Consider the following 23,112-nt stretch of genomic DNA (forward strand, 5'->3'; position numbering starts at 1 on the left):
GGTAGTATGACCCTCGACACCCCAACGATCCTCGCGACGCCGGGAGGCAGATGTGGCCGACAACAAATCAACCCGCCGGGTAGCAGTTCTCGGAGGCAACCGGATCCCGTTCGCGCGCTCGGACGGCGCGTATGCGAACGCGTCCAACCAGGACATGTTCACCGCGGTGCTCGACGGTCTGGTCGACCGGTTCTCCCTCGAGGGCGAAAAGCTCGACGCGGTCATCGGCGGAGCGGTGCTCAAGCACAGCCGCGACTTCAACCTGATGCGCGAGTGCGTGCTCGGCAGCGCGTTGTCGTCCTACACGCCGGCGATCGATCTGCAGCAGGCGTGCGGCACCGGCCTGCAGGCCGCCATCGCCGCTGCTGACGGCATCGCGCTGGGACGTTACGAAGTCGCGGCGGCAGGCGGGGTGGACACCGCCTCGGACGCACCGATCGCGTTCGGCGACGACCTCCGGAAGGTGCTGCTCGGGCTGCGCCGGGCCAAGTCCAACGTGGATCGCCTCAAGCTGGTGGGCAAGCTGCCTGCCTCGCTCGGTGTGGAGATCCCGGTCAACAGCGAGCCGCGCACCGGCATGTCGATGGGCGAGCACGCAGCCGTCACCGCAAAAGAGATGGGCGTCAAGCGCGTCGACCAGGACGAACTCGCCGCCGCCAGCCACAACAACATGGCCGCCGCCTACGACCGCGGCTTCTTCGACGATCTGGTCACCCCGTTCCTCGGGGTCTACCGCGACAACAACCTGCGCGCCGACTCCTCGCCCGAGAAGCTGGCGAAACTCAAGCCGGTGTTCGGCGTGCGCGACGGCGATGCGACCATGACGGCCGGCAACTCGACACCGCTGACCGACGGCGCCTCGGTGGCGCTGCTGGCCAGCGAGGAGTGGGCCTCCGCGCGGTCGATTCCGGTCCTGGCCTACTTCGTCGATGGCGAGACCGCGGCGGTGGACTACGTCAACGGCCCGGACGGGCTGCTGATGGCGCCGACGTACGCGGTGCCGCGGCTACTGGCCCGCAACGGGTTGTCGCTGCAGGATTTCGACTTCTACGAGATCCACGAGGCGTTCGCGTCGGTGGTGCTGGCAACGCTGGCCGCGTGGGAGTCCGACGAGTACTGCAAGGAGCGCCTCGGTCTGGACGGCGCACTCGGCGCCATCGACCGGTCCAATCTCAACGTCAACGGCTCGTCGCTGGCCGCCGGGCACCCGTTCGCCGCGACCGGCGGCCGGATCCTGGCCCAGCTGGCCAAGCAGCTGGCGGAGAAGAAGGCTCAGTCCTCTGGGGCGACGGGGCGCCCCGTGCGCGGCCTCATCTCGGTCTGCGCCGCAGGTGGGCAGGGTGTGACGGCCATCCTGGAGGCCTGAGAAAAAACCTCGCCCGGGCTGTAACGCCCGCCGGTGAGGGATCGATACATGGGATAGCTCCGTGTTGCCGTCTGACCCCCCGACCCGACGGCAACACGGGGCTCTTACTTTCGGCACTACAGTTCAGCGCATGCAGATCAGCATGTTCGGACAGCTCAGCGGTGCCGGGTCCGGCTCACCGATCGACGCCACCATCACCAACCTCGCGCAACTGCGCGACGAGGGTTTCGGCAGGGTCTGGATGAGCCAACTTCCGTTCGAGCCCGACCTGCTCGCCGTGCTCGCGGTGGCGCTGCGGGAGGTCGACGGCATCGAGGTCGCCAGCGGTGTCGTGCCGATCCAGAACCAGCACCCGATGCAGATGGCGCAGCGCGCGCTGACCGTCAGCCTGGCCTCGGGTGGCCGGTTCGTGCTGGGTCTCGGCATGACCCACGCAGCCGTCACCGAGGGCATGTGGGGAATCCCCTGGGACAAGCCGGTGCGCCGCCTCAACGAGTACCTCGACGGGTTGCTTCCGCTGCTGGCCGGCGAGCCCGCCGACGCGGTGGGGGAGACGGTCACCACCCGCGGCGCGCTGATGATTCCCGGTGCCCCTCGTCCGGACGTGTACATCGCCGCGCTGGGGCCGCAGCTGTTGCGCCTGGCGGGTCGCCGCACGTCGGGCACCTGCACCTGGATGACGGGCCCCGCCACTCTCGGCGACCACGTCAGCCCGACGCTGCGCCAGGCCGCGGCCGACGCGGGCCGGCCGGAGAGCGCGGTGCGGGTCGTCGCGGCTCTTCCGGTGGCCGTCACCGACGACGTCGATGCCGCGCGTCGCCAAGCGTCCGAGCAGTTCGCGATGTACGGCACGCTGCCGTCCTACCGTGCGATGCTGGACCGCGAGGGCTACGCGGGGCCGGAGGACGCGGCGATCATCGGTGACGAGCAGACGGTTTCGCAGCGCCTGGACGAGTTGGCCGCGGCCGGCGTCGACGAGTTCGTCGGGGCCCCGTTCGACGAGTCCGCCGAAGGCCGTGCACGCACCCGTGCGCTGATTCGTACCAAGGAGAGCTGACCGAAAAACGGGCTGGTGTGACGTCACTCACAGGCGTAGCATCGGTTCCACGACGGGTTCGGGAGTGACTGATCCAAAGAGTCGGCAAGGGATGAGAGTCGGCCGCGTGAGACGAAGAAAACGCACCCAATAGTCCTCCCGAACCCGCCCTTATGCCCGGGTTCAGCCCGCGAGCAGACGCAAAGTCGTGTGCTTCACCCGCAATCGGCGCAAGTTTGCGTCTGCTCGCCGGCCCGACGGGCCCCCAATGCAAGACGCCCCCGGGAAGAGTCCGGGGGCGTCTTGTGTGCGGCGACGAGCCTAGAAGGCGGCTTCGTCCAGCTCCATGACCTCGTTGTCGAGGTTGTCCACGATCGACCGGGTGCTGGTGAGCAGCGGCAGGAAGTTCTTCGCGAAGAACGACGCCACAGCGACCTTGCCCTCGTAGAAGGCGCGGTCGTCGCCGGTGGCCCCGGCGTCGAGCTTCTCGATCGCCACCGCCGCCTGCTGCTGCAGCAGCCAGCCGATGACCAGATCGCCGACGCTCATCAGGAAGCGCACCGATCCCAGACCCACCTTGTAGATGCTCTGCGGATCCTCCTGCGAGGCCATCAGGTAGCCGGTCAGGGTGGCGGTCATGCCCTGGACGTCTTCCAGCGCGGTCGCCAGCAGGGCACGCTCTGCCTTGAGGCGGCCGTTGCCGGCCTCGGCCTTGACAAACTGCTCGATCTGGCCGGCGACGTGCGCCAGGGCGACACCCTTGTCACGGACGATCTTGCGGAAGAAGAAGTCCTGCGCCTGGATGGCGGTGGTGCCCTCGTAGAGCGAGTCGATCTTGGCGTCGCGGATGTACTGCTCGATCGGGTAGTCCTGTAGGAATCCGGAACCGCCGAAGGTCTGCAGGCTCTCGGTGAGCTTGGCGTACGCCTGCTCTGAGCCCACGCCCTTGACGATCGGGAGCAGCAGGTCGTTGACCTTGACCGCCAGCTCCGGCTCGATGCCGTGCAGTTCCTTGGCCACCGCCGCGTCCTGATGGGTCGCGGTGAACAGGTACAGCGCACGCAGGCCCTCGGCGTAGGCCTTCTGGGTCATCAGCGAGCGACGCACGTCCGGGTGGTGCGTGATGGTCACCCTGGGCGCGGTCTTGTCGGTCATCTGGGTCAGGTCGGCGCCCTGCACCCGCTCCTTGGCGTACTCCAGTGCGTTGAGGTAGCCGGTGGACAGCGTGGCGATGGCCTTGGTGCCCACCATCATCCGGGCCTGTTCGATGACGTCGAACATCTGGGCGATGCCGTCGTGCACCTCGCCCACGAGCCAGCCCTTGGCCGGAACGCCGTGCTGGCCGAGCGAGAGCTCGCACGTCGTGGAGATCTTCAGGCCCATCTTGTGCTCGACGTTCGTGACGAACACGCCGTTGCGCTCACCCGGCTCGCCGGTTTCGGGGTCGAAGAGGAACTTCGGTACGAAGAACAGCGACAGCCCCTTGGTGCCCGGGCCGGCGCCTTCCGGGCGGGCCAGCACCAGATGCATGATGTTCTCGAACAGGTCGTCGGAATCGGCCGACGTGATGAAGCGCTTCACGCCGTCGATGTGCCAGGTGCCGTCGGGCTGCTGGACGGCCTTCGTGCGGCCGGCGCCGACGTCGGAGCCGGCGTCCGGCTCGGTGAGCACCATCGTCGAGCCCCAGCCGCGTTCGGCGGCCAGCACGGCCCACTTCTTCTGCTCCTCGGTGCCGAGGTTGTGGAAGATTCCGGCGAATCCGGCGCCCATCGCGTACATGTACACCGCGGGGTTGGCGCCGAGGATGTGCTCCTGCAGTGCCCAGGACAGCGCGCTCGGCATCGGCATGCCGCCGAGCTCCTCGCCGATCGTGAGCTTGTCCCAGCCGCCGTCGGTCACGGCGCGCACCGACTTCTTGAAGGCCTCGGGCAGCTTCACGCTGTGGGTCTGGGGATCGAACACCGGCGGGTTGCGGTCGCCCTCGGCGAACGACTCCGCCACCGGGCCCTCGGCCAGCTTGGCCATCTCGCCCAGCATCTCGACCACGGTGTCGGTATCCAGGTCGGCGTACTCGCCTTGACCGAACGCCTTGTCGACTCCGAGGACCTCGAACAGGTTGAATACCTGGTCACGGACATTGCTCTTGTAGTGGCCCACTATTCCTCCTCGATGAGAACGCCACATGCGGTTGGGTACTTCGGCTAAGTTACCCACCAGTAACTGTGTCCGACTATACCGCTCGGTAACTTCAACGCAAAGCGACTGTGAGCAATTTCCGGCCCTCACCCGACCCGGCAGTTGGGCGGGCGCCCCATCCGCCGCATTTTCGGGTCTTGAGCTGCAATTATTCATTGCTGTGATGATGGTCACGTCCGTCCCGATAGGGTGGCCTGATGCAGGCAATCGGGGTCGCGGTGTGGGGGACAGGCAATATGGGCGCGACCTCGATCCGGTCGTTGACGGCCTTTCCCGGGCTCCGGTTGACGGGTGTCATCACGTCGTCGCAGGACAAGGCCGGTGTCGACGCTGCTGCCCTCGCCGGTCTGGAGGGTGGCACCGGGATCGTCGCGTCCACCGACATCGATGCGGTCCTGAACGACTGTGACGCCGTCGCCTACATGGCCTCCGGTGACATCCGCCCGGAGGAGGCCGTCGCCGACATCGAACGGTGCCTGCGTGCCGGCTCGCACGTCGTCACCCCGTCGCTGTACTCGATGTACGACCCGCGCTCCGCGCCGCCTGAATGGGTGCAGCGCCTCACCGCTGCCGCCGAGGAGGGCGGGGTGACGTTGCTGGTCAGCGGGGTGGACCCGGGTTGGGGCAACGACGCGCTGGCGGTGACCGCCGCGGGATTGTGTACCAGGATCAAATCGATCCACTGCCAGGAGATCTTCGACTACTCCACTTATGACCAGCCCTACGCGGTGAAGGTGTCGTGTGGTTTCGGCGGTTCGATGGACGAGCTCCCGATGATGCTGTTGCCGTCCATCCCGACGATGGTCTGGGGCGGCAACCTGCGGCTCATCGGCCGTGGCCTCGGGCTGGAGATCGACGAGATCACCGAGGACGTGCAGCGCCGCCCGCTCGAAGAGTCCGTCGACACCGTGATGGGCCGGTTCGACAAGGGCACCCAGGGCGCCTTCTGGCTCAAGGTGATCGGGTGGTCCGGTGGACGCGAACGCATCGTCATCGACCACATCACCCGGATCCATGAATCCTGCGCACCCGATTGGCCCTACCCCGACGACGCAGATCGGGGAGGCGTCGGCGACCACCGGGTGATCATCGACGGCGACCCGCAACTGACGCTCGTGAGCCGGGCCGACGTCCCCGGCGGCACCCGCGCCGACGGTGGCAACACCACCGCCGCCAACCGACTGCTCGGCGCGATCAGCTGGCTGGCCACCCAGAAGCCGGGGATCTACGACGGACTCGACGTGCCGCTGCATCCGCCGCTGCCACCGGAGATGGAGGCGACGCGGTGGTCGGCCGACTGACTACCGTCCCGCGAGGCGCTTGTTGACCAGCCGGGTGAGCCACGCGGGCGAGAAGCGGGCTCCCAGCGCCAGCGCCTTGGCCTGAGTTCCGACCGCGAAGTGCACCTGGCGGATCATTCGCCGCGGCAACGTCGGCTCCACGGCGGCCACGATGTCCTCGGCGATGTCCTGGGCGCTGAGCCGGATACCCAACGAGGTGGTGGTTCCGGTCGTCACGTCGCGGGTCATCGCCGTCTGCACGTACAGCGGCCACATGTCGATGACGCGGATGTCGTGGTCACCCCATTCGAGGTTGAGCGCCTCGGTGATGGCCCTGACGAAGAACTTGGTGGCGCTGTAGTTGGCCAGTTCGGCCTGGCCGTAGATCGCCGAGGCCGACGCGAGGTTGACCACCACCGCCCCCGGCGTCGTCTTGAGGTGGGGAAACGCTCCGTGCAGGCCGTTGACCACGCCTTTGATGTTGACGTCGATCTCTCGGTGGTGCACCGCGACGGGGATCTCCTCGAAGTGCCCGGCGTTGAGCAGGCCTGCGTTGTTGATCATCACGTCGAGCCGTCCGCCGGTGCCCGCGACGAACTCGGACAGCCTCTGGGACACCTCGTCGGCGTCGGTGACGTCGAGGTGCCCGACAACGCCCGTACCACCGACTGCGGCGATGTCGGCGGCCAGCACCTGCAACCCCGTTTCATCGATGTCATAGCCGCCCACGTGGTAGCCGCGTCCGGCGAACAACAGGGCGGTGGCCCGGCCGATACCCGTTGCGGCCCCGGTGATGAACACCGTCTTCTGCATGCGCTTCTCCTCAGTTGTTCAGCTGCCAGACGGCAAAGTTCAGACACAGAGCGAACGTCGACCAGGCCAGATACGGCACCAGCAGTGCTGCCGCGATCCGGTTGTGACGCCAGAACAGCACCACCGTCGCGACCAGCAGTATCAACAGCACACTGAGTTCGGCAAACGCGATCCCGCGCCAGCCCAGACCGAAGAACAACGGAGTCCACGCCGCATTGAGCACGAGTTGGGCGGCGTAGAACGCCAGCGCCCGCCTAGGTTCGGGCCACGGCCCGCTGCGCCAGACCAGCCACGCAGCAACGGCCATCAATATGTAGAGCGTGGTCCAGGCAGGTCCGAACAACCAGGCGGGGGGCGCCCACGACGGTTGCTCGAGCCGGCTGTAGTCCTGGGCGGCGTTGCTCGAGGCCAGACCGCCGATCCCCGCTGCCACGGCGACCGCGACGATCGAGATGGCCAACGCAAGCAGTGATTTCGGGCGGAGTACTTGTGAATCAGCCACCATGGTCGGCGAGGCTACCGCAGCAGGGAGTCACCGAATCTGGCGATTCGGTGACAATCGCGGAGATCCTCGGCCCCGCAGGGCGCGTCGCTCAGGGCTCGGGCTCGGGTTCGGGCGCCGCGACGGGAGGCGCCTGCTCGGGCTGCGCTTCGGCATCCGGCAGCTGCCCCACCAGGTACTCGGCGAGCCCGCCGATGGTCGGATAGTCGAACACCGCGGTCGCGTTGATCGTGAACGCGCCGCCGAACTGGCTGTGCAACCGGTTGCGGAGTTCGATCGCCATCAGTGAGTCCGTACCGAGGTCCAGGAATCGGCTGGTGGCTGCGGGCGGTTGCGCCAGCCGAAGAAAGTTCTGCACCTCGCGTTGCAGGAACTCGGTCACGAAGCCGGCGCGCTGCGGCACCGGGATCTCCTGCAGCTGCCGGAGCAACTCACTGTCTCCGGTGACCTCACCGACCGCGCTGGGCAACACCAGATCGAGAATCGGTGGCCGCACGGCGCCCAGCAGCTTGGCCGCGCGCTGCCAGTTGGCCTTGATGACGGCGGCCTGCCCGGTGCCGTTGGCGACGACCTCGGCGAGGGCGCTCAGTGCCGCCGACGGCTCCAGCGCCACCAGGCCTTGCGCGTTGAGGTTGTTGCGCGCGGCCTCCGAAGAAGCCATGCCGCCCGCAGCCCACGGACCGAAGTTGATCCCGGTGGCCGGCAGTCCCTGCGCCCGTCGGTGCGCGATCAGGCCGTCGAGCAGCGCGTTGGCGGTGGCGTAGTTGGCCTGACCCGGTGAACCGAACATGCTGGACACCGACGAGGACACGATGAAGAAGTCCAGATCGTCGCCTGCAGTCAACCGGTCGAGGTGGCAGGCTCCGAATGCCTTGGGCGCCAGTGTCGTCCGGAACCGCTCCAGGCTCTGCTGGGACAGCAACGCGTCATCGAGCACGCCGGCCAGATGTGCCACCCCGGCCAGCGGCGGCAGTTCTGCGCGGATTCGCTGCAGCAGATCTTCGACCTCGGTCTCGTCACCGACATCGGCCAGATGGGTGTGAATGCGGCACTTGTAGCGTTCGGCGATCTCGTCGATCGTGTGCTGCGTGTCCGCATCCGGCGCGCGCCTGCTGGTCAACACGATGTCTCCGGCGCCGAGTTGAGCCAGGTACGACGCCGTGTGCAGACCGATGGCACCGAGCCCGCCGGTGATCAGATAGCTGCGATCGCCCCGCGGCTGCAACGGGTTCGGCATCTGCAGCACGATCTTGCCGATGTGCCGGGCCTGTTGCATGCGGCGGAACGCCGCCCGCGCCTCGGTCAGCGGATAGATCTCGGCGGTCAGCGGTTTCCACTCACCACGCGCCAGCCCGTCGGACACCTCTGTGAGCAACCGCTTGATCTCGTCGGGCCGCTGCAGCGTGGTGACGTCCAGCGCGACGATCTCGTAGGAGATGTCCGGGCGGGCCGCGGCCATCTGCTCGGTCGTCCAGATGTCACGTTTGGCGATCTCGGCGAACCGGCCGTTCTGGGCGGTGGCGCGCACGGTCGCTTCGACGAACCCCTCGTTGGTCAGGCTGTTGAGCACCACATCGACACCCGAACCGCCGGTGTCCACCAGGATCTGGTCGGCGAACTCCGTGGTGCGCGAGTCGTAGACGTACTTCACGCCCATCTTCTGCAGCGTCGCGCGCTTGTAGGTGCTCGCGGTCGCGAACACCACGGCACCCTGCTGCTGGGCCATCTGGATCGCGGCAAGCCCCACCCCGCCGCTGGCGGCGTGGATGAGCACCCGGTCGCCGGGCTGCACCTGAGCCCAGTCGAACGCGAGCCGGACCGTCAGCGCCGCAGCGGGAATGGTGGCCGCCTCGACCGGGCCGATGCCGTCGGGAATCGGCGCCACCAGCTGCGCCGGGACGTTGAACCGGCTGGAGAACGCGCCCTGCATGAAGCCGTAGACACGTTGACCGAGCTCGAGATCGCTGACACCGCTGCCCAACTGGGTGACCACACCGGCGAAGTCACCGCCGATCGGTCCGGGATCGCCCGGATAGAGGCCGAGGACGTTGAGCACGTCCCGGAAGTTCAGGCCTGCGGCCTCCACCCGGACCTGCACGTAGCCCTCGTCGGGGGGCGGCACGTCCGTCTCCGTCAGACGGAGGTTGTCGATGGCGCCGCGTTCGGTGGGCGCCAGCACGTAGTCACCTCCGCGCGGCACCGTGAGATGACCGCTGCGCGCCCACGGCAACAGCCTCGAGGCCAGCAGCTTGCCTTGGCGCAGCGCGAGTTCCGGTTCGTCGACCGGGGTGGCCAGCATGGCGGCCAGTGCACGCACCGCCTCCGGTGATCCGTCGCTGTCGACCAGCCTGCAACGCAGCGCCGGTTCCTCGTTGATCGTGGTGCGTCCGAGCCCCCACACTGCTGCCTGCACCGGGTCGACCGGCTCGCCGGACTCGCAGGCCACCGCGCCCTCGGTGACGATCCACAGCCCGTTCGGCAGTTTCACGCCGCCGTCCTGGGAGCTGCGCTGCACCGTGTGCACCGCGCTGAGCAGGTTGGCGATCTCGGTCTCCAGGCGTGCGGCTCCGGTGCCCGATTCCGCGGCGCCCGGTGCCGCGCAACGCCAGACCACCCCGGAGAACGGCAACCCGCGCTCCTGCGCCGCGACCAGGAACTCGCCCAACAACTGCCCGTCGGTGTTCCGGTCGAACGGGATGCAGCCCGGGACCTTGGCGGCGAGTTCGTCGAACCCGGCGATCAGCCAGGTGCCGTTCGCAACGGTGTCGTCGCTCGACTCCGGAGGCGGCACCTCGTGCCAGCCGAGCGTGTACAGCAGCCGGGTGGCGTCGCCGCCGAGACCGCGGAGCAGTGCCTCGCGGGGGGCGCGTTTGACGGTGAACTCTCGAATCCCACCGAGCGGACGGCCGTCCCGGTCGACGAAATCGAGATCGAAGACCTGGGTCTCGCTGTCGAGTGCGCTGGTGTGCCACGTCGCACGGCAGTAGAAGCGGCGGGGCATCTTCTCCCGCAGCGTCACCTGCCCGTACCGCAGCGGCAAGAACAGATCGTTGACGCCTTGCTCGGCGGCGAGCAGGGCCGGGAACGCCGGGAATGCCACGCCGGTGCACAGGTCCATCAGCACCGGGTGCATCGGTTCGGTTCCGAGCTGCTCGGCGAGTTCCTCACCCACGAGGATGTCGCCGATCGCTTCACCCTCACCGAGCCACAGCGATTTCAGGGAACCGGACCAGGTCGGTCCCCATGCGAGCTCCATGTCGGCGAAGGTCTCGAACAGCTCCTGCGGCCGCATCCGGTTCAGGCGCTCCACGGCTTCGTCAACCGGTTCCACGTCCTTCGGGAGGACCCCGTCGGCACCGTCGGCACCGTCGCTGACGCCGGTGATGACCGTGCCGTCGGCGTTCAGCGACCACTCGGCGTCCCGGGCGCCGTAGAGGCGGCTGTGCACCTGGAACGTCGATCCATCGCCGTCCTGCAGTGGGTGCAGGGTCAGCTGCACCTCCCGGGAACTCTTCTCGGGCAGGATGATCGGCTCGTAGAAGAACACGTCCTTGACCCGCGCCGGCGTGCCGACCGCGGCCAGTGCCATCGCGGCGTACGTCGCCCCGGGGACGACGACGGTGCCGTAGATGACGTGGTCGCAGAGCCACGGCTGCGACTTGACGGACAGTCTGCTGGTGTACACGGTGTCGCCGGACGCGAGATCCTTGCCGCTGCCCAGGATTCCGGAGGCGGCGACGCCGTGGCCGTCCGAACCGACGATGCCGGATGTCTTGGGCCAGAAGCGGCGCCGCTGGAACGGATAGGTGGGCAGTTCCAGCCTGCGGAGCGGATTCTGATGCAGCGCAGCAAAATCGGGCCGGTGGCCGCTGACGTAGGCCGCAGCCAGCGCTTCGGTGATCTGGCGCCGGTCGCCGACGCCCTTGCGCAGGGACGGGATCGCCCGCGGTGCGCCCAGGTGTTCCGGCCAGACCTGCACCGCGGCACCGGTCAGCACCGGCTGCGGACCGATCTCCATCAGCACCGAGCATCCCAGGGCCGCCACGGTGCGGATGCTCTCGGCGAACTGCACCGGTTGACGCGAATGCCGTCGCCAGTACGGGGCGTCAAGCGGGGTCTGGGCGGCGAGCACGGTGCCGGTGCGGTTGCACACCAGCGGCAGCGTGGGCACGGCGAACTGCAGTTGCGCGGCGTAGGACTCGAAGTCGTCGAGGACCGGGTCGAGCAGTTCGGAATGGAAGGCGTGGCTGGTGGCCAGCCAGGTGCAGCGGATGCCCTCGTCACCGAACCTGGTGCTGATCTGTTCCAGATCCTCGCCGGGTCCCGACAGCACGGTGTTGGGTCCGTTGTAGGCGCCGACCGACACCCGGGGGTATTCACCGGCGACCTCTTCGACCTGTTTGGCGTCGGTGAAGACCGCCATCATCCGCCCACCTTCGGGCAGGCTGCCGAACATTCGGCCGCGCTGGGCCATCAGCCGTGCGCCGTCGGTGAGGCTGAACACTCCCGCCACGCATGCCGCGGCGTACTGGCCCACGCTGTGCCCGAGCACCACGTCGGGCTCGATGCCCCACGACTGCCACAGCCGCGCCAGCCCCATCTCGATCGCGAACAGCGCGGGCTGTGCAAACGATGTGTGCCGCAGCGTTTCTCCGGTTTCCCGGTCGGCGGCGAACAACACCTCCAGCAACGGACGCGGCAGGATGTCCTCGACGGCCTCCGCGCAACGGGTCACTGTCTCGGCGAAAACCGGTTCAGCGTCGAACAACTCGCGTGCCATGCCGGGATACTGGCTGCCCTGCCCGGTGAACAGCCACGCGGTAGTGGGTCGATCGGTGTGCTCGCCACGGAGGACGCCGGGGCGCATCCGGTTCTGAGCCAGCTCGGTCAGGCCTTCGCGGGCGCCGTGGATCGAATCCACGACCAGTGCGGCCCGATGCTCGAAATGTGAACGCCCGGTCCCTGCCGTGCGGCACACCGCGGCGAGGTCTGCCTCCGGGCTGGCGGCCAACCAGGACTCGTAGCGCTGCGCCAACTCCGCCAGCGCCTCCGGGGACCGGGCGGACAGCGGCAACACCTCGACGGCCTCACCGCCGGCGGCGGAATCCGATGGAGCCGCGACGTCGTCTGCTGTGGGGGCGGCCGGGTGCACCGGCGCCTCCTCGATCAGCACGTGCGCGTTGGTGCCGGTGAAACCGAATGAGCTGACCCCGGCACGCCGCGGCCTGCCGTTGGCCTGCCACGGAAGAGCCTCTCCCACGACCCGCACCGGCAACGTGTCCCACGGGATGTGCGGCGACGGTGTGTCGAAGTGCAGGCTCTGCGGCAGCACCCCGTGTTGCAGCGACAGCACGACCTTGATCAGACCGGCGGCGCCGGAAGCGGATTCGAGATGGCCGATGTTGGTCTTCGCCGATCCCATCAGCAACGGACGGTCGGCGTCACGGCCGGCGCCGTAGGCCGCGGCGGCGGCCTGGGCCTCGATCGGATCACCCAGCGGGGTGCCCGTTCCGTGGGCCTCGAGGTAGTCGACGTCCCCGCCTGCCAAACCGGCCCGCGCCAGCGCGGTGTTGATGAGCCGTTGCTGGGCGCCGCCGTTGGGCACCGTCAGACCGCTGGACGCGCCGTCCTGGTTGACCGCGCTGCCGGGGATGACCGCGCAGACCCGATCACCGTCGCGCTGCGCATCGCTGAGCCTCTTGAGGACGAGAACCCCGCAGCCTTCACCGCGCACGTAACCGTCGGCGGATGCGTCGAAGGTTTTGCACCGCCCGACGGGGGAGAGCATCCTGGCTCGGGAGGCGGCGATGGTGGTGATCGGGCTCAGCAGGACGTTGACCCCGCCGGCGAGCGCCAGATCGCAGTCACCGGAGTGCAGTGCCTGGCAGGCCTGGTGCACCGCCACCAGCGAGGAACTGCAGGCGGTATCGACCGCGACGGCCGGTCCTTCGAGCCCGAGCGCGAACGCCACCCGACCGGAGATGGCGTTCAGTGCGTTGCCGGTGATGAAGTGGGGCGCGATCTTGTCGACCGACTCCGCAGACAGCAGATGCGCGTACTCGTTGGCCGCCACGCCCACGAAGATGCCGGTTCGGCTGCCGCGCAACGCCGCCGGGGACAGCCCGGCGCGCTCCAGACCCTCCCAGACGGTCTCGAGCATCAGCCGCTGCTGCGGTTCGATCCAGACAGCCTCGCGTGGGGAGATACCGAAGAACTCCGGATCGAATCCGTCGATTCCGTCCAGGAATCCGCCGAAGCGGCTGTAGATCTTGCCCGGGGCGTCGGGATCCGGGTCGTAGAACTCGTCGATGTCGAAGCGATCCTCGGGAACCTCCCGGATCGCGTCGACACCCCCGGACAGCAGCTCCCAGAACGCTTCCGGGTCGGCAGCCCCGGGGAAACGGCATGACACCGCGACGATCGCGATCGGCTCGTCGGTGCGGGTCGTCACAGCCGACACCAACTGCGGCCGCGTGTCGGCGGCCCCCTGTTCGGTGAGTCCCAGTACCTCGCCGAGCAGGTAGTCGGCGACATCGGAGAGCCGGGGGTGGTCCATCGCCAGGGTGGCCGGTATCTCCTTGCCGACCCCTTGCTCGATACGGCGCCGCAGTTCGACCGCCATCAGCGAATCCATGCCGAGATCGAAGAACCCGGCTTCCTCGCGAATCTCCGCGGCATCGACCCGGGTCACCTCGGCGACCGCGTCGCGCAGGTAGTCGATCAGCAGTTTTCTGCGCTGCTGCACCGGGGCTGCCGTGAGTCGCTCGACCAGCTGGGTCTTCCCGGACGGCGTCACGACCGTTGTCTGGGTGGGCAGCTCGCCTTCCAGCTCCGCCAAGAATGCCCGCCGGCCCGCCTGCTGGTAGAGCGGCAGGAACCTGGACCAGTCGATCCGCGCCACCACGCTCTGCGCCGCCGCGTGGTCCGTGGAGTCCGCGAAGGCCTCGGCCAGACCCGCCAGTGCATCTGCAGGTGTCAACGTCTGGACGCCTCGCTGGTCCAGGCGGGCCCGGGATTCCGCATCGGCCATACCGGCCGACCAGGGCCCGAAGTTGACGCTGATCCCGGCGATGCCGTTGTCGCGCAGTCGCCAGGCCAGCCCGTCGAGGAATGCGTTGGCCGCGCCGTAGGCGGTCTGGCCGTAGCCACCCCACACCGACGCGATGGACGACGTGCTGAGGAAGAAGTCGAGCTTCAGGTCAGCGGCCGCCTCGCTCAGATGCCATGCACCCCAGACCTTCCCGGCGAACACCCGATCCAGTTCGGCGTCTTCCAGGTTGCTCAGCGCGGTGGTCCCGATCTCACCGGCGGCGTGGACGATGCCGGCCAGGGGTGGCAGTTCGGCCTGCACGGTGCTCAGCAAGCGGGCGACGTCATGAGCGTCGGCGACATCGGCAGCGACGACACGGACCGTGCAGCCGTGCTGGCGGACCAGGTAGTCGATCCGCTGCTGGGCGGCTTCGCCGGGCGCGCGTCGGCTGGTCAACACCAGATTCCCGGCGCCGTTGGCGGCCAGGTACCCGGCGATCTCCAGTCCCACCGAACCGAGGCCCCCGGTCACGAGGTAGGTTGCGTCGTCGCGCAGCGGAATCGGCGCACCACTCGGTTGCTCCGTCCGGCGAACCAGCCGGGGAACGTGGACCGCGTGCCCCCGCAGCGCCATCTGGTCTTCCCGGTGGGCCGAATCCTGGGCCGTGGTGATCCGGTCGACGACCACTGACCAGTCGTCGGCCCCGGTTTCGCTGGGCGCCAGGTCGACGAGCCCGCCCCAAAGCTGCGGAAGCTCGAGTGCTGCAGCACGGCCGAATCCCCACAGGCAGCTCTGATCCGGGGACACGGTGTCGGTGTCGGTGACGTGCTGCGCGCCACGGGTCACCACCCAGACAGGGCTGCGCAGTTCAGCGGCGGCCGCGGCGCGGAACAGCCGTCGTGTTCCGCCCAGGATCCGGTGTTGCATCCGCAGCAGGGACTGCATCGTCGGCGCTGTCTTCGGACCGGGGGCTGCGACGAACACGATCCGTAACGTCGAATCGTCTGCTGCCGCATCACGTAACGCGGCGGCGAGCTGTTCCTCGTCGGCGTCGGACACCGGCAGACCGCACACCCGGTACCGGTGGCCGCCCGCCGTCAGCACGTCGGCCAGCGACTGGACTGCCTCGGTGTCGTCGCCGACCAGGATCCAGGATGATCCCTGGCTGTCCCGCGGGCCGGAAACCGGTGCAGCCGCGCTCTGCCAGCGGATCTCGTAGCGGTCCTCGGCGATGGTCTGGGTGGTCAGTTGCCGGTTGTGCTGCGCGGCGAGCCTGGTCAGCACATCGAGGGTCTGCTGCTCGCCGCCGTCACCGTCGAGCAGGGCCGCGAGTTCGGAGATCCGGCCGTCCTCCAAGAGACGAACGGCCTGCGTGCGCGCGGCCAGGCGCTGTTGGCGGACCTGATCGCGGTCTTCGGTGCCCTCTGCTGCCCGGCCGTCCGAGAACCAGTACTGGCGGCGCTCGAACGGATAGGGGGGCAGGTCGAGCTTTCGGGCGTGCGCCGGCGCCAGTACGCCGAAGTCGGGTAGATGGCCCAGAACGTATGCGTCGGCCACGGCTTCGGTGATCTGTCGGTGATCGGCGGTGGTCGGCCGCAGAGATGCGATCACCCGCGGGGCGGTGGCCTGATCGGGCCAGGTGCCGAGGGCGGCGGCGGTCAGTACCGGTCGCGGTCCGATCTCGAGGAGCAGTTTGCAGTTCAGATCGGCGAGGGTGCGCACGCTCTTGGCGAATTGCACCGGTTGGCGGGCATGGCGGCGCCAGTAGGCGGCGTCGAGGGGCACGCTCCTGCCGAGGGTGGAGCCGGTGCGGTTGTCGATCAGAATCCGTTGTGGTGGCTGGAAATCGAACTGTTGCGCATAGGATTCGAACTCGTCGAGGATCGGGTCCAGCAGCGCCGAGTGGAACGCGTGGCTGGTGTCGAGCCAGTCGCAGCGGACTCCGTCGGCCGTCAGAGCGGCCACCGCGTTCTCCAGATCCGTTGCCGGTCCGGACAATACGGTGTTGGCGCCGTTGTAGGCAGCCACCGAGAGGCTGGGAAACTCGTCGGTCAGGCGTTCGACGATCTCGGCGGCGGCGAAGGCCGCGACCATCCGACCACCCGAAGGCAGGCTGCCGAAGAGCCGGCCGCGTTCGGCCATCAACCGCGCGCCGTCCTCGATGCCGAACACCTCGGCGACGCACGCCGCCGTGTACTGGCCCACGCTGTGGCCGAGAACCACGTCGGGCTCGATGCCCCATGACTGCCACAGCCGGGCCAGGCCCATTTCCACGGCGAACAGGGCCGGCTGCGCGTAGGAGGTCTGCCGCAACGTCTCGTCGTTGTCCGGGCTGTCCAAGTCGAAGATCACGTCCAGCAGGGGCCGGTCGAGAACCTCGGCGACCGCGGCAGCGCACCGTTTCAGCGTCTCGGCGAACACCGGCTCGGTCTCGAACAACTCCCGGGCCATGCCCGGGTACTGGCTGCCTTGACCGGTGAACAGCCAGGCCGTCTTCGGTGGTTCATAGCACTCGCCGCGAACCAGTCCGGGCGCCGGGCGGTCGTCGGCGAGCGCGCCGAGTAGCTCGATGGCGGATTCCCGCGAATTGACAACCAGCGCGGCGCGGTGCTCCAGGTGGGCCCGGCCCGCTCCGGCGGTGAAGCACACGTCCGCCAACGTGGCCTCCGGGTGCGCGGTGAGCCAGCTGCGGTACTGGTCGGCGATCTGGACCAGCGCGGTGGGCGTCCGCGCCGACAGCGGAAGAACGCTGAACCGGGGCTGCTCGTCCGGATCCGGTGCTGCAGCGGGCAGCACGGCGTCTTCGGGTGCTTCCTCGAGGATGACGTGGGCATTGGTCCCGGCGAAACCGAATGAGCTGATGCCCGCGATGCGCGGCTGTCGGTTGCGTTCCCAGGCGGTCGCCTCGTCGACCACCTGCACCGCGAGCCGGTCCCAGGGGATGTGGGGTGACGGGTTCTGGAAGTGCAGGTGCTGGGGGAGCAACTCGTTCTCGAGCGACAGGATGACCTTGATGACACCGGCGATACCCGCGGCTGCTTCCAGATGGCCGATGTTGGTCTTCACCGACCCAATCAACAGCGGCCGACCGGGTTCACGTCCGGCGCCGAACGCCGCACCCGCGGCCTGGGCCTCGATCGGATCACCCAGAGAGGTCCCGGTGCCGTGCGCCTCCAGGTATCCGACGTCGCGGGGTTCGAGGCCGGCCCGGTCCAGAGCATCGGCGATGACCCGTTGCTGCGCAACACCATTGGGCACGGTCAAGCCGCCCGATGCGCCGTCCTGGTTGATCGCGCTGCCACGGATGACGGCCCGGATGCGGTCGCCGTCGCGGATCGCGTCCTCGAGGCGCTTGATGACGATGACACCGCAACCCTCACCGCGCACGTAGCCGTCGGCTGCCGCGTCGAACGTCTTGCACCGGCCGTCGGGCGCGAGCATGTGCGCGCTGGAGAAGGTGATCATGGTGGCCGGGGTGAGCAGGGCGTTCGCTCCGCCGGCCAGCGCGAGGTCACATTCCCCCAGGCGCAGCGCCTGGCACGCCTGATGGATCGCCACCAGCGACGAGCTGCACGCCGTGTCGACGGCGACCGCGGGCCCCTGCAGCCCCAGCCGATAGCTGATGCGTCCTGCGGCGGCGGCGTTCGACGTCCCGATGGCCATGTAGGCCTCGATCTCGGGGTAGGTCAGCTCGTCGGAGGCCATGCCCAGGTAGTCGTGGGTGGCCAGACCGACGAACACCCCGGTGTTGCTGCCGGCCAGCGCCGAGGGTGCGGTGCCGGAGTGCTCCACCGCACGCCAGGCCATTTCCAGCAAAAGCCGGTGCTGCGGATCCATCGACCGGACCTCGCGGGTCGACATCCCGAAGAACGGCGCGTCGAACCCTGCGACGTCGTCGACGAAGCCGGCGCGACGGGTCACGACTTTGCCGGCCACGCCGGCTTCGGCGTCGAAGAACTCGTCGGCATCCCAGCGGTCCCCGGGCACCTCCGAGATCGCGTCGCGCCCGGTGCGCAGCAGCTCCCAGAATTCGTCGGCATCCGGGGCGCCCGGGAACCGCGCCGCATAGCCGACGACGGCGAAGCGAGCCGCCGGCTCGGTTGGACCTTCGACAGATACCAAGTGGCTTCCTCCCCCCGCCAGGATTGAGCGTCGACGGATACTATTGCACGTCTACCTGTGCCATGTGGCCCCTCGCCGGCCGGGCTTCGACGGCCTCGGGCACTACGGCGGCGGAACCGAGGGTATGTTGATCCCCGCCGTCGGCGGTGCTGTCGGCCCGGCGTCGGCATGACGGGCAGGACTGGGGAGGGCCGAGTATTGCGCATCGGGAAGATAACGGTTGGTGCACTTGATGAATGGTCGTTGATTCCAGGTTCGGTCACGTCGTGGCATCCCACGGCGGCGGCTCAGCAAAAGGCACGACGTGCGCCGGTCAGTTCGGTCCCGGTCAGCTACATGCAGGGCCAACACCTTCGCAACTACAGCCAGCGCACAGCCGCGGGACTGACCTTTTCGCGACAGATCATCGCCAGTTGCGAAGTGGGCGGCCGGTGCGACATCGCTGCCATGGATCACGCCGTCAACACATATCTTCGCCGGCACGACACATTCCGCAGCTGGTTCGAACAGGTCTGCGACGGTGAGTTCGTTCGGCATACCATCGTCGATCCGAACGATATCGAATTCGAGCCGATCGATCATGGCCACATGACAGTCGAGGAAATACGCGATCACGTCGTGGCCATACCGAATCCGTTGGAATGGGGCTGCTTCACTTTCGGGATCGTTCAGAACGAAGAGCGCTTCGCATTCTTCGCAGCAATGGATCACGTCCACGGTGACGCGACATTGATAGGCACCACGATGATGGAAGCCAACGGTATGTATTCGGCGTTGAGCGGAGGCGGTGAGGCACTCGTGCTTCCCGACCCCGGTAGCTTCGACGATTTCTGTGTGCGGGAGCGTGAGCACACGTCGGAGTTGACCGTGGACTCACCCGGGGTGCAGGCATGGATCGACTTCGCCGAAGAGAACAGCGGGGGCTTCCCGGAGTTTCCACTCCCGCTGGGTAACTCGCTGGAGACCACCAGCAGCACCATGACCTCCGAGGTCCTCATGGACCCGGCCCAGACGGAGCGCTTCGAATCGGCCTGCACAGCGGCCGGCGCGCGCTTCGTGGGCGGCGTGTTCGCCTGCCTCGCCCAGGTCGAGCATGAATTGACCGGCGCCCTGACGTACTACGGGCTCACTCCCCGGGATTCGCGCGCCGGTATGGACAATTTCATGACACAAGGCTGGTTCACCGGCTTGATCCCGATCACTGTGCCAATAGGCGCGGCCTCATTCGGGGAAGCGGTGGGCGCAGCGCAGGCATCTTTCGACTCGGGTCTGCATATGGCGAAGGTGCCGTATTACCGTGTGCTGGAGTTGGCGCCGTGGTTGAAATGGCCCGAGCCGAACTTTCCCGTGTCGAATTTCCTGCACGGCGGTGCCGCCCCACTCAACGCGATTCTGGCCGCCGGGGAAATGGGCCTTGCGGACAACATCGGCATCTACCCCGACGGTCGATTTTCCTATCAGCTGACCCTTTACATATTCAGGTATGGCGAGGGCACGGTGATGGCGATCTTGCATCCTGACAACCCGATCGCCGCGAAATCGGTTGCGCGATACTTGAAGGCGATGAAGTCGGTGTGCGGGCAGGTCGCAGACACCGGGCACTGGGGACGCGTCGCGTAGCGTGGAGCAAACCGCGGGTCATGGCTATGCCCCCACGCAGACCGTGCGGGCAGCGGGTGGGGGCGATATGCGAGTGACATGCGCAGGCTAGCCGATCTGGTGGTGCGGTGGCCCTGGGCGGTGATCGGGGTCTGGATCGTGATGGCGGTGGCCCTGCCGTTGTCGTTCCCGTCGCTGGGCGAGATGGCCGAGAAGCATCCGCTCGTCATTCTGCCCAGCGATGCACCCTCGAGTGTCACCGCCACGAAGATGGCCGAGGCATTCGGTGAAACCGGCAACGACAACCTCCTCGTCATCGCCTTCATCAACGAGAGTGGGCTCCAGCCCGCCGACGAGGTCACCTATCGCGAGGTGGTCGACGCACTGCGTGACAACGTCACAGACGTCGTGTCGGTGCAGGATTTTGTCAGCACTCCTCAACTGCGGCAGTTCCTGACCAGTGAGGACAAGACGACCTGGGTGTTGCCGGTCAACCTCGAAGGTGAGCTGGGGACACCACGGGCTTTCGACTCCTACAACCGGGTGGCCGACCTGGTCAAACACAATGTTCCCACCGGCGGTCTCACGGGCGGCCCCCCAGGCAGTCAGCTCACCGTGTACGTCACCGGGCCCGCCGCCACTGTCGCGGACCTGACCGTCGCGGGCGAGCAGGACCGCCTGCCGATCGAGATCGCGATCGCGGTCCTGGTCCTCGGGGTGCTGTTGCTGGTGTACCGCAGCGCGGTCACGATGATGCTGCCGTTGGTGACCATCGGGTCGTCGTTGCTGATCGCTCAGGCTGTTGCCGCCGGCTACTCCCAACTGACCGGATCGGGGGTGTCCAACCAGTCGATCGTGTTCCTCAGCGCGATCATGGCCGGCGCCGGCACGGATTACGCGGTTTTCCTCATCAGCCGTTACCACGACTATCTGCGGTCCGGTGCCGGCTTCGACGAGGCAGTCAGGTCGGCGATGATCTCGATCGGGAAGGTCATCACCGCATCCGCCGCCACCGTGGGCATCACGTTCCTCGTCATGAGCTTCGCCCAGATGGGCGTGTTCAGGACGATCGGGGTGACGTCGGCGATCGGTATCGGGGTGGCGTTCCTGGCCGGCGTCACGCTGCTACCCGCGATCCTGGTGCTGGCCGGGCCGCGCGGCTGGGTCAAGCCGCGGCGCGAACTGACCGCCCAGTTCTGGAGACGCTCCGGCATCCGCATCGTGCGCCGGCCGGTGCCGCACCTGGTGGCCAGCCTGCTGGTGCTGATCCTGCTTGCCAGCAGTGCCGGCTTCGCGCGCTTCAACTACGACGACCGCAAGGCGGTGGCGGCGTCGGCGCCCAGTTCGGTCGGGTACGCCGCGCTGGAACGCCATTTCCCGATCAGCCAGTCCATCCCGCAGTACATCCTCGTCCAGTCCCCGCGTGACCTGCGCACCCCGCAGGCCCTCGCGGACCTGGAGCAGATGGCTTCGCGGATCGCCCAGTTGCCGGATGTCGGTCTGGTCAGCGGCGTCACCCGGCCGCTGGGCGAGGTGCCGCGGGAGTTCCGTGCCACGTTCCAGGCAGGCATCGTCGGGGACAGGCTGGCCGCCGGCGCCGCGCAGATCGGGGAGCGCTCCGGAGATCTCAACGAACTCGCCGACGGAGCGAACACGTTGGCAGACACCCTCGGCGACGTCCGTGCGCAGGTCAACGACATCGCCCCCAGCCTGGAAAGCCTGATCGGCACGTTCTCGTCGGTGCGGACCGAATACGGCGGCGAGAAGCTGGTGCGCGACGTCGAGACCGCCGCCAAGCTCGTCGACAGCGTCAACAAGCTGGGCCTGTCCATGGGACTGAACTTCCGCGCGGTACGAGACATGTTCGCCTGGATCGGCCCCGTGCTGACGGCGCTGCAGGGCAACCGGGTCTGCGACGCCAACCCGTCGTGCGTCGATACCCGCGCCCAGTTCGAGAAGTTGGTCGCAGCGCGCAACGACGGCCGCGTCGACGAGATCAACCAGCTGGCGGGACAGCTGCAGGGCGTCGACGACCGCCAGACCCTCACCGCCACAGTGAACAAGCTCAACGGTGCGCTCGCCACGCTGACCCGGGCGATGGAGTCGATGGGCCTCGACTCACCGGCAGGTGCGCAGGCCGGCCTGGCCGAGGTGCAGGACGGCGCCGACCGCCTGGCCGACGGCAGCCGCCAGGTTGCCGGCGGCGTGGACCAACTGGTCGAGCAGATCCAGGTGATGGCTGCGGGACTGGACCAGGCGTCGACGTTCCTGCTGACGATGCGACACGATGCCGCGGCCTCGACGATGGCAGGCTTCAACATCCCGGCCGAGGTGCTCAACGCGCCGGAGTTCAAGATGGCAGCCGAGGCGTTCATCTCCCCGGACGGGCACTCGGTGCGGTATCTCGTGCAAACCGAACTGAACCCGTTCAGCCCCGAGGCGATGGATCAGGTCACCGTGATCAACGACGTCGCCCGGGGAGCCCAGCCCAATACCGCGCTCGCCGAGGCCTCGATCTCGATGGGTGGCTTCCCCGCTGCGCTGCGAGACACCCGCGACTACTACGAGCGCGACATCCGCTTCATCATCATCGCGGCGGTCATCGTCGTCCTGTTGATCCTGACCCTGTTGCTGCGCTCGATCGTCGCACCGCTCTATCTCGTCGGGTCCGTGGTGGTCTCGTACTTCGCGGCGATCGGTATCGGCGTTCTGGTGTTTCAGGTGCTGCTCGGTCAGGAATTGCACTGGAGCGTGCCCCCATTGGCCTTCGTGGTGCTGGTGGCGGTCGGCGCGGACTACAACATGCTGTTCGTGTCGCGAATGCGGGACGAATCTCCGCACAGCGTGCGGTACGGCGTGATCCGCACCCTCGGATCGACCGGTGGTGTGATCACCGCGGCGGGACTGATCTTCGCCGCCTCGATGGCCGGGCTGTTGTTCTCCAGCATCGGCATCGTGGTCCAGGGCGGTTTCGTGATCGGCGTGGGAATCCTGCTGGACACCTTCGTGGTGCGCACCATCACGGTGCCTGCCATCGCCGCGCTGGTCGGGCGGGCCAACTGGTGGCCGTCTCGGGTGGAACCGCGGGCGTCGTCGTCGGCGGAGTCCCGGGCTCCAGCGGAAAGCGCCCAGCAGCGGGCGGAATGAGCACCCTGAGGTGATCTGTGT

The 23,112-nt window shown here is 67.8% G+C and carries 9 protein-coding genes; 5 read left to right on the plus strand and 4 right to left on the minus strand.

The window, feature by feature from the left end:
* Nucleotides 1–52: 52 nt before the first annotated feature.
* Nucleotides 53–1,366 carry an acetyl-CoA C-acetyltransferase gene (locus tag G6N53_RS06480; protein ID WP_163887732.1) on the plus strand — a complete coding sequence of 438 codons (1,314 nt, stop codon included), beginning with the start codon at nucleotides 53–55 and terminating at the stop codon, nucleotides 1,364–1,366.
* Nucleotides 1,367–1,496: 130 nt separating this feature from the next.
* Nucleotides 1,497–2,423 carry a TIGR03564 family F420-dependent LLM class oxidoreductase gene (locus tag G6N53_RS06485; protein ID WP_163887733.1) on the plus strand — a complete coding sequence of 309 codons (927 nt, stop codon included), beginning with the start codon at nucleotides 1,497–1,499 and terminating at the stop codon, nucleotides 2,421–2,423.
* A gap of 300 nt (nucleotides 2,424–2,723) precedes the next feature.
* Here the strand turns inward: G6N53_RS06485 and G6N53_RS06490 are convergent, their stop codons facing one another.
* The gene (locus tag G6N53_RS06490) at nucleotides 2,724–4,559 is read right to left on the minus strand and encodes an acyl-CoA dehydrogenase (protein ID WP_163887734.1); all 1,836 of its coding nucleotides are present in this window, start codon (nucleotides 4,557–4,559) and stop codon (nucleotides 2,724–2,726) included.
* Between the two features lie 275 nt (nucleotides 4,560–4,834).
* On the opposite strand from G6N53_RS06490, the gene G6N53_RS06495 reads away from it, so the two are divergent.
* On the plus strand, nucleotides 4,835–5,899 hold the full coding sequence (locus tag G6N53_RS06495; RefSeq protein ID WP_205390526.1) for an NAD(P)H-dependent amine dehydrogenase family protein: 1,065 nt from the start codon (nucleotides 4,835–4,837) through the stop codon (nucleotides 5,897–5,899).
* Here G6N53_RS06495 and G6N53_RS06500 read toward each other — a convergent pair whose 3' ends face one another.
* The 3 genes from G6N53_RS06500 to G6N53_RS06510 form a co-directional block, all read right to left on the minus strand.
* Nucleotides 5,900–6,691 (minus strand): SDR family oxidoreductase, encoded by a 792-nt coding sequence (locus tag G6N53_RS06500; RefSeq protein WP_163887735.1) that lies wholly within the window; start codon nucleotides 6,689–6,691, stop codon nucleotides 5,900–5,902.
* A gap of 10 nt (nucleotides 6,692–6,701) precedes the next feature.
* Nucleotides 6,702–7,196 (minus strand): TspO/MBR family protein, encoded by a 495-nt coding sequence (locus G6N53_RS06505; protein WP_163887736.1) that lies wholly within the window; start codon nucleotides 7,194–7,196, stop codon nucleotides 6,702–6,704.
* An 88-nt stretch (nucleotides 7,197–7,284) separates the two neighbouring features.
* Nucleotides 7,285–18,345 carry a type I polyketide synthase gene (locus G6N53_RS06510; protein WP_163887737.1) on the minus strand — a complete coding sequence of 3,687 codons (11,061 nt, stop codon included), beginning with the start codon at nucleotides 18,343–18,345 and terminating at the stop codon, nucleotides 7,285–7,287.
* A gap of 198 nt (nucleotides 18,346–18,543) precedes the next feature.
* Here G6N53_RS06510 and G6N53_RS06515 point away from each other — a divergent pair, with 198 nt between their 5' ends.
* Together G6N53_RS06515 and G6N53_RS06520 are read left to right on the plus strand one after the other, a co-directional pair.
* Nucleotides 18,544–19,965, plus strand: coding sequence for a condensation domain-containing protein (locus G6N53_RS06515; RefSeq protein ID WP_163887738.1), 1,422 nt, complete (start codon nucleotides 18,544–18,546; stop codon nucleotides 19,963–19,965).
* Nucleotides 19,966–20,043: 78 nt separating this feature from the next.
* Nucleotides 20,044–23,091 (plus strand): MMPL/RND family transporter, encoded by a 3,048-nt coding sequence (locus tag G6N53_RS06520; protein WP_163887739.1) that lies wholly within the window; start codon nucleotides 20,044–20,046, stop codon nucleotides 23,089–23,091.
* The last annotated feature ends 21 nt before the right edge of the window (nucleotides 23,092–23,112 follow it).

Source organism: Mycolicibacterium hippocampi, from assembly GCF_010723735.1.
In the GTDB taxonomy this organism is placed as follows: domain Bacteria; phylum Actinomycetota; class Actinomycetes; order Mycobacteriales; family Mycobacteriaceae; genus Mycobacterium; species Mycobacterium hippocampi.

What these genes read in the sequence shown, in the direction of transcription:
- G6N53_RS06485 (WP_163887733.1), top strand. Translation starts at nt 1,497, where the DNA reads ATGCAGATCAGCATGTTCGGACAGCTCAGCGGTGCCGGGTCCGGCTCA.
- G6N53_RS06495 (WP_205390526.1), top strand. Translation starts at nt 4,835, where the DNA reads ATGGGCGCGACCTCGATCCGGTCGTTGACGGCCTTTCCCGGGCTCCGG.
- G6N53_RS06500 (WP_163887735.1), bottom strand. Translation starts at nt 6,691, where the DNA reads ATGCAGAAGACGGTGTTCATCACCGGGGCCGCAACGGGTATCGGCCGG.
- G6N53_RS06505 (WP_163887736.1), bottom strand. Translation starts at nt 7,196, where the DNA reads ATGGTGGCTGATTCACAAGTACTCCGCCCGAAATCACTGCTTGCGTTG.
- G6N53_RS06520 (WP_163887739.1), top strand. Translation starts at nt 20,044, where the DNA reads ATGCGCAGGCTAGCCGATCTGGTGGTGCGGTGGCCCTGGGCGGTGATC.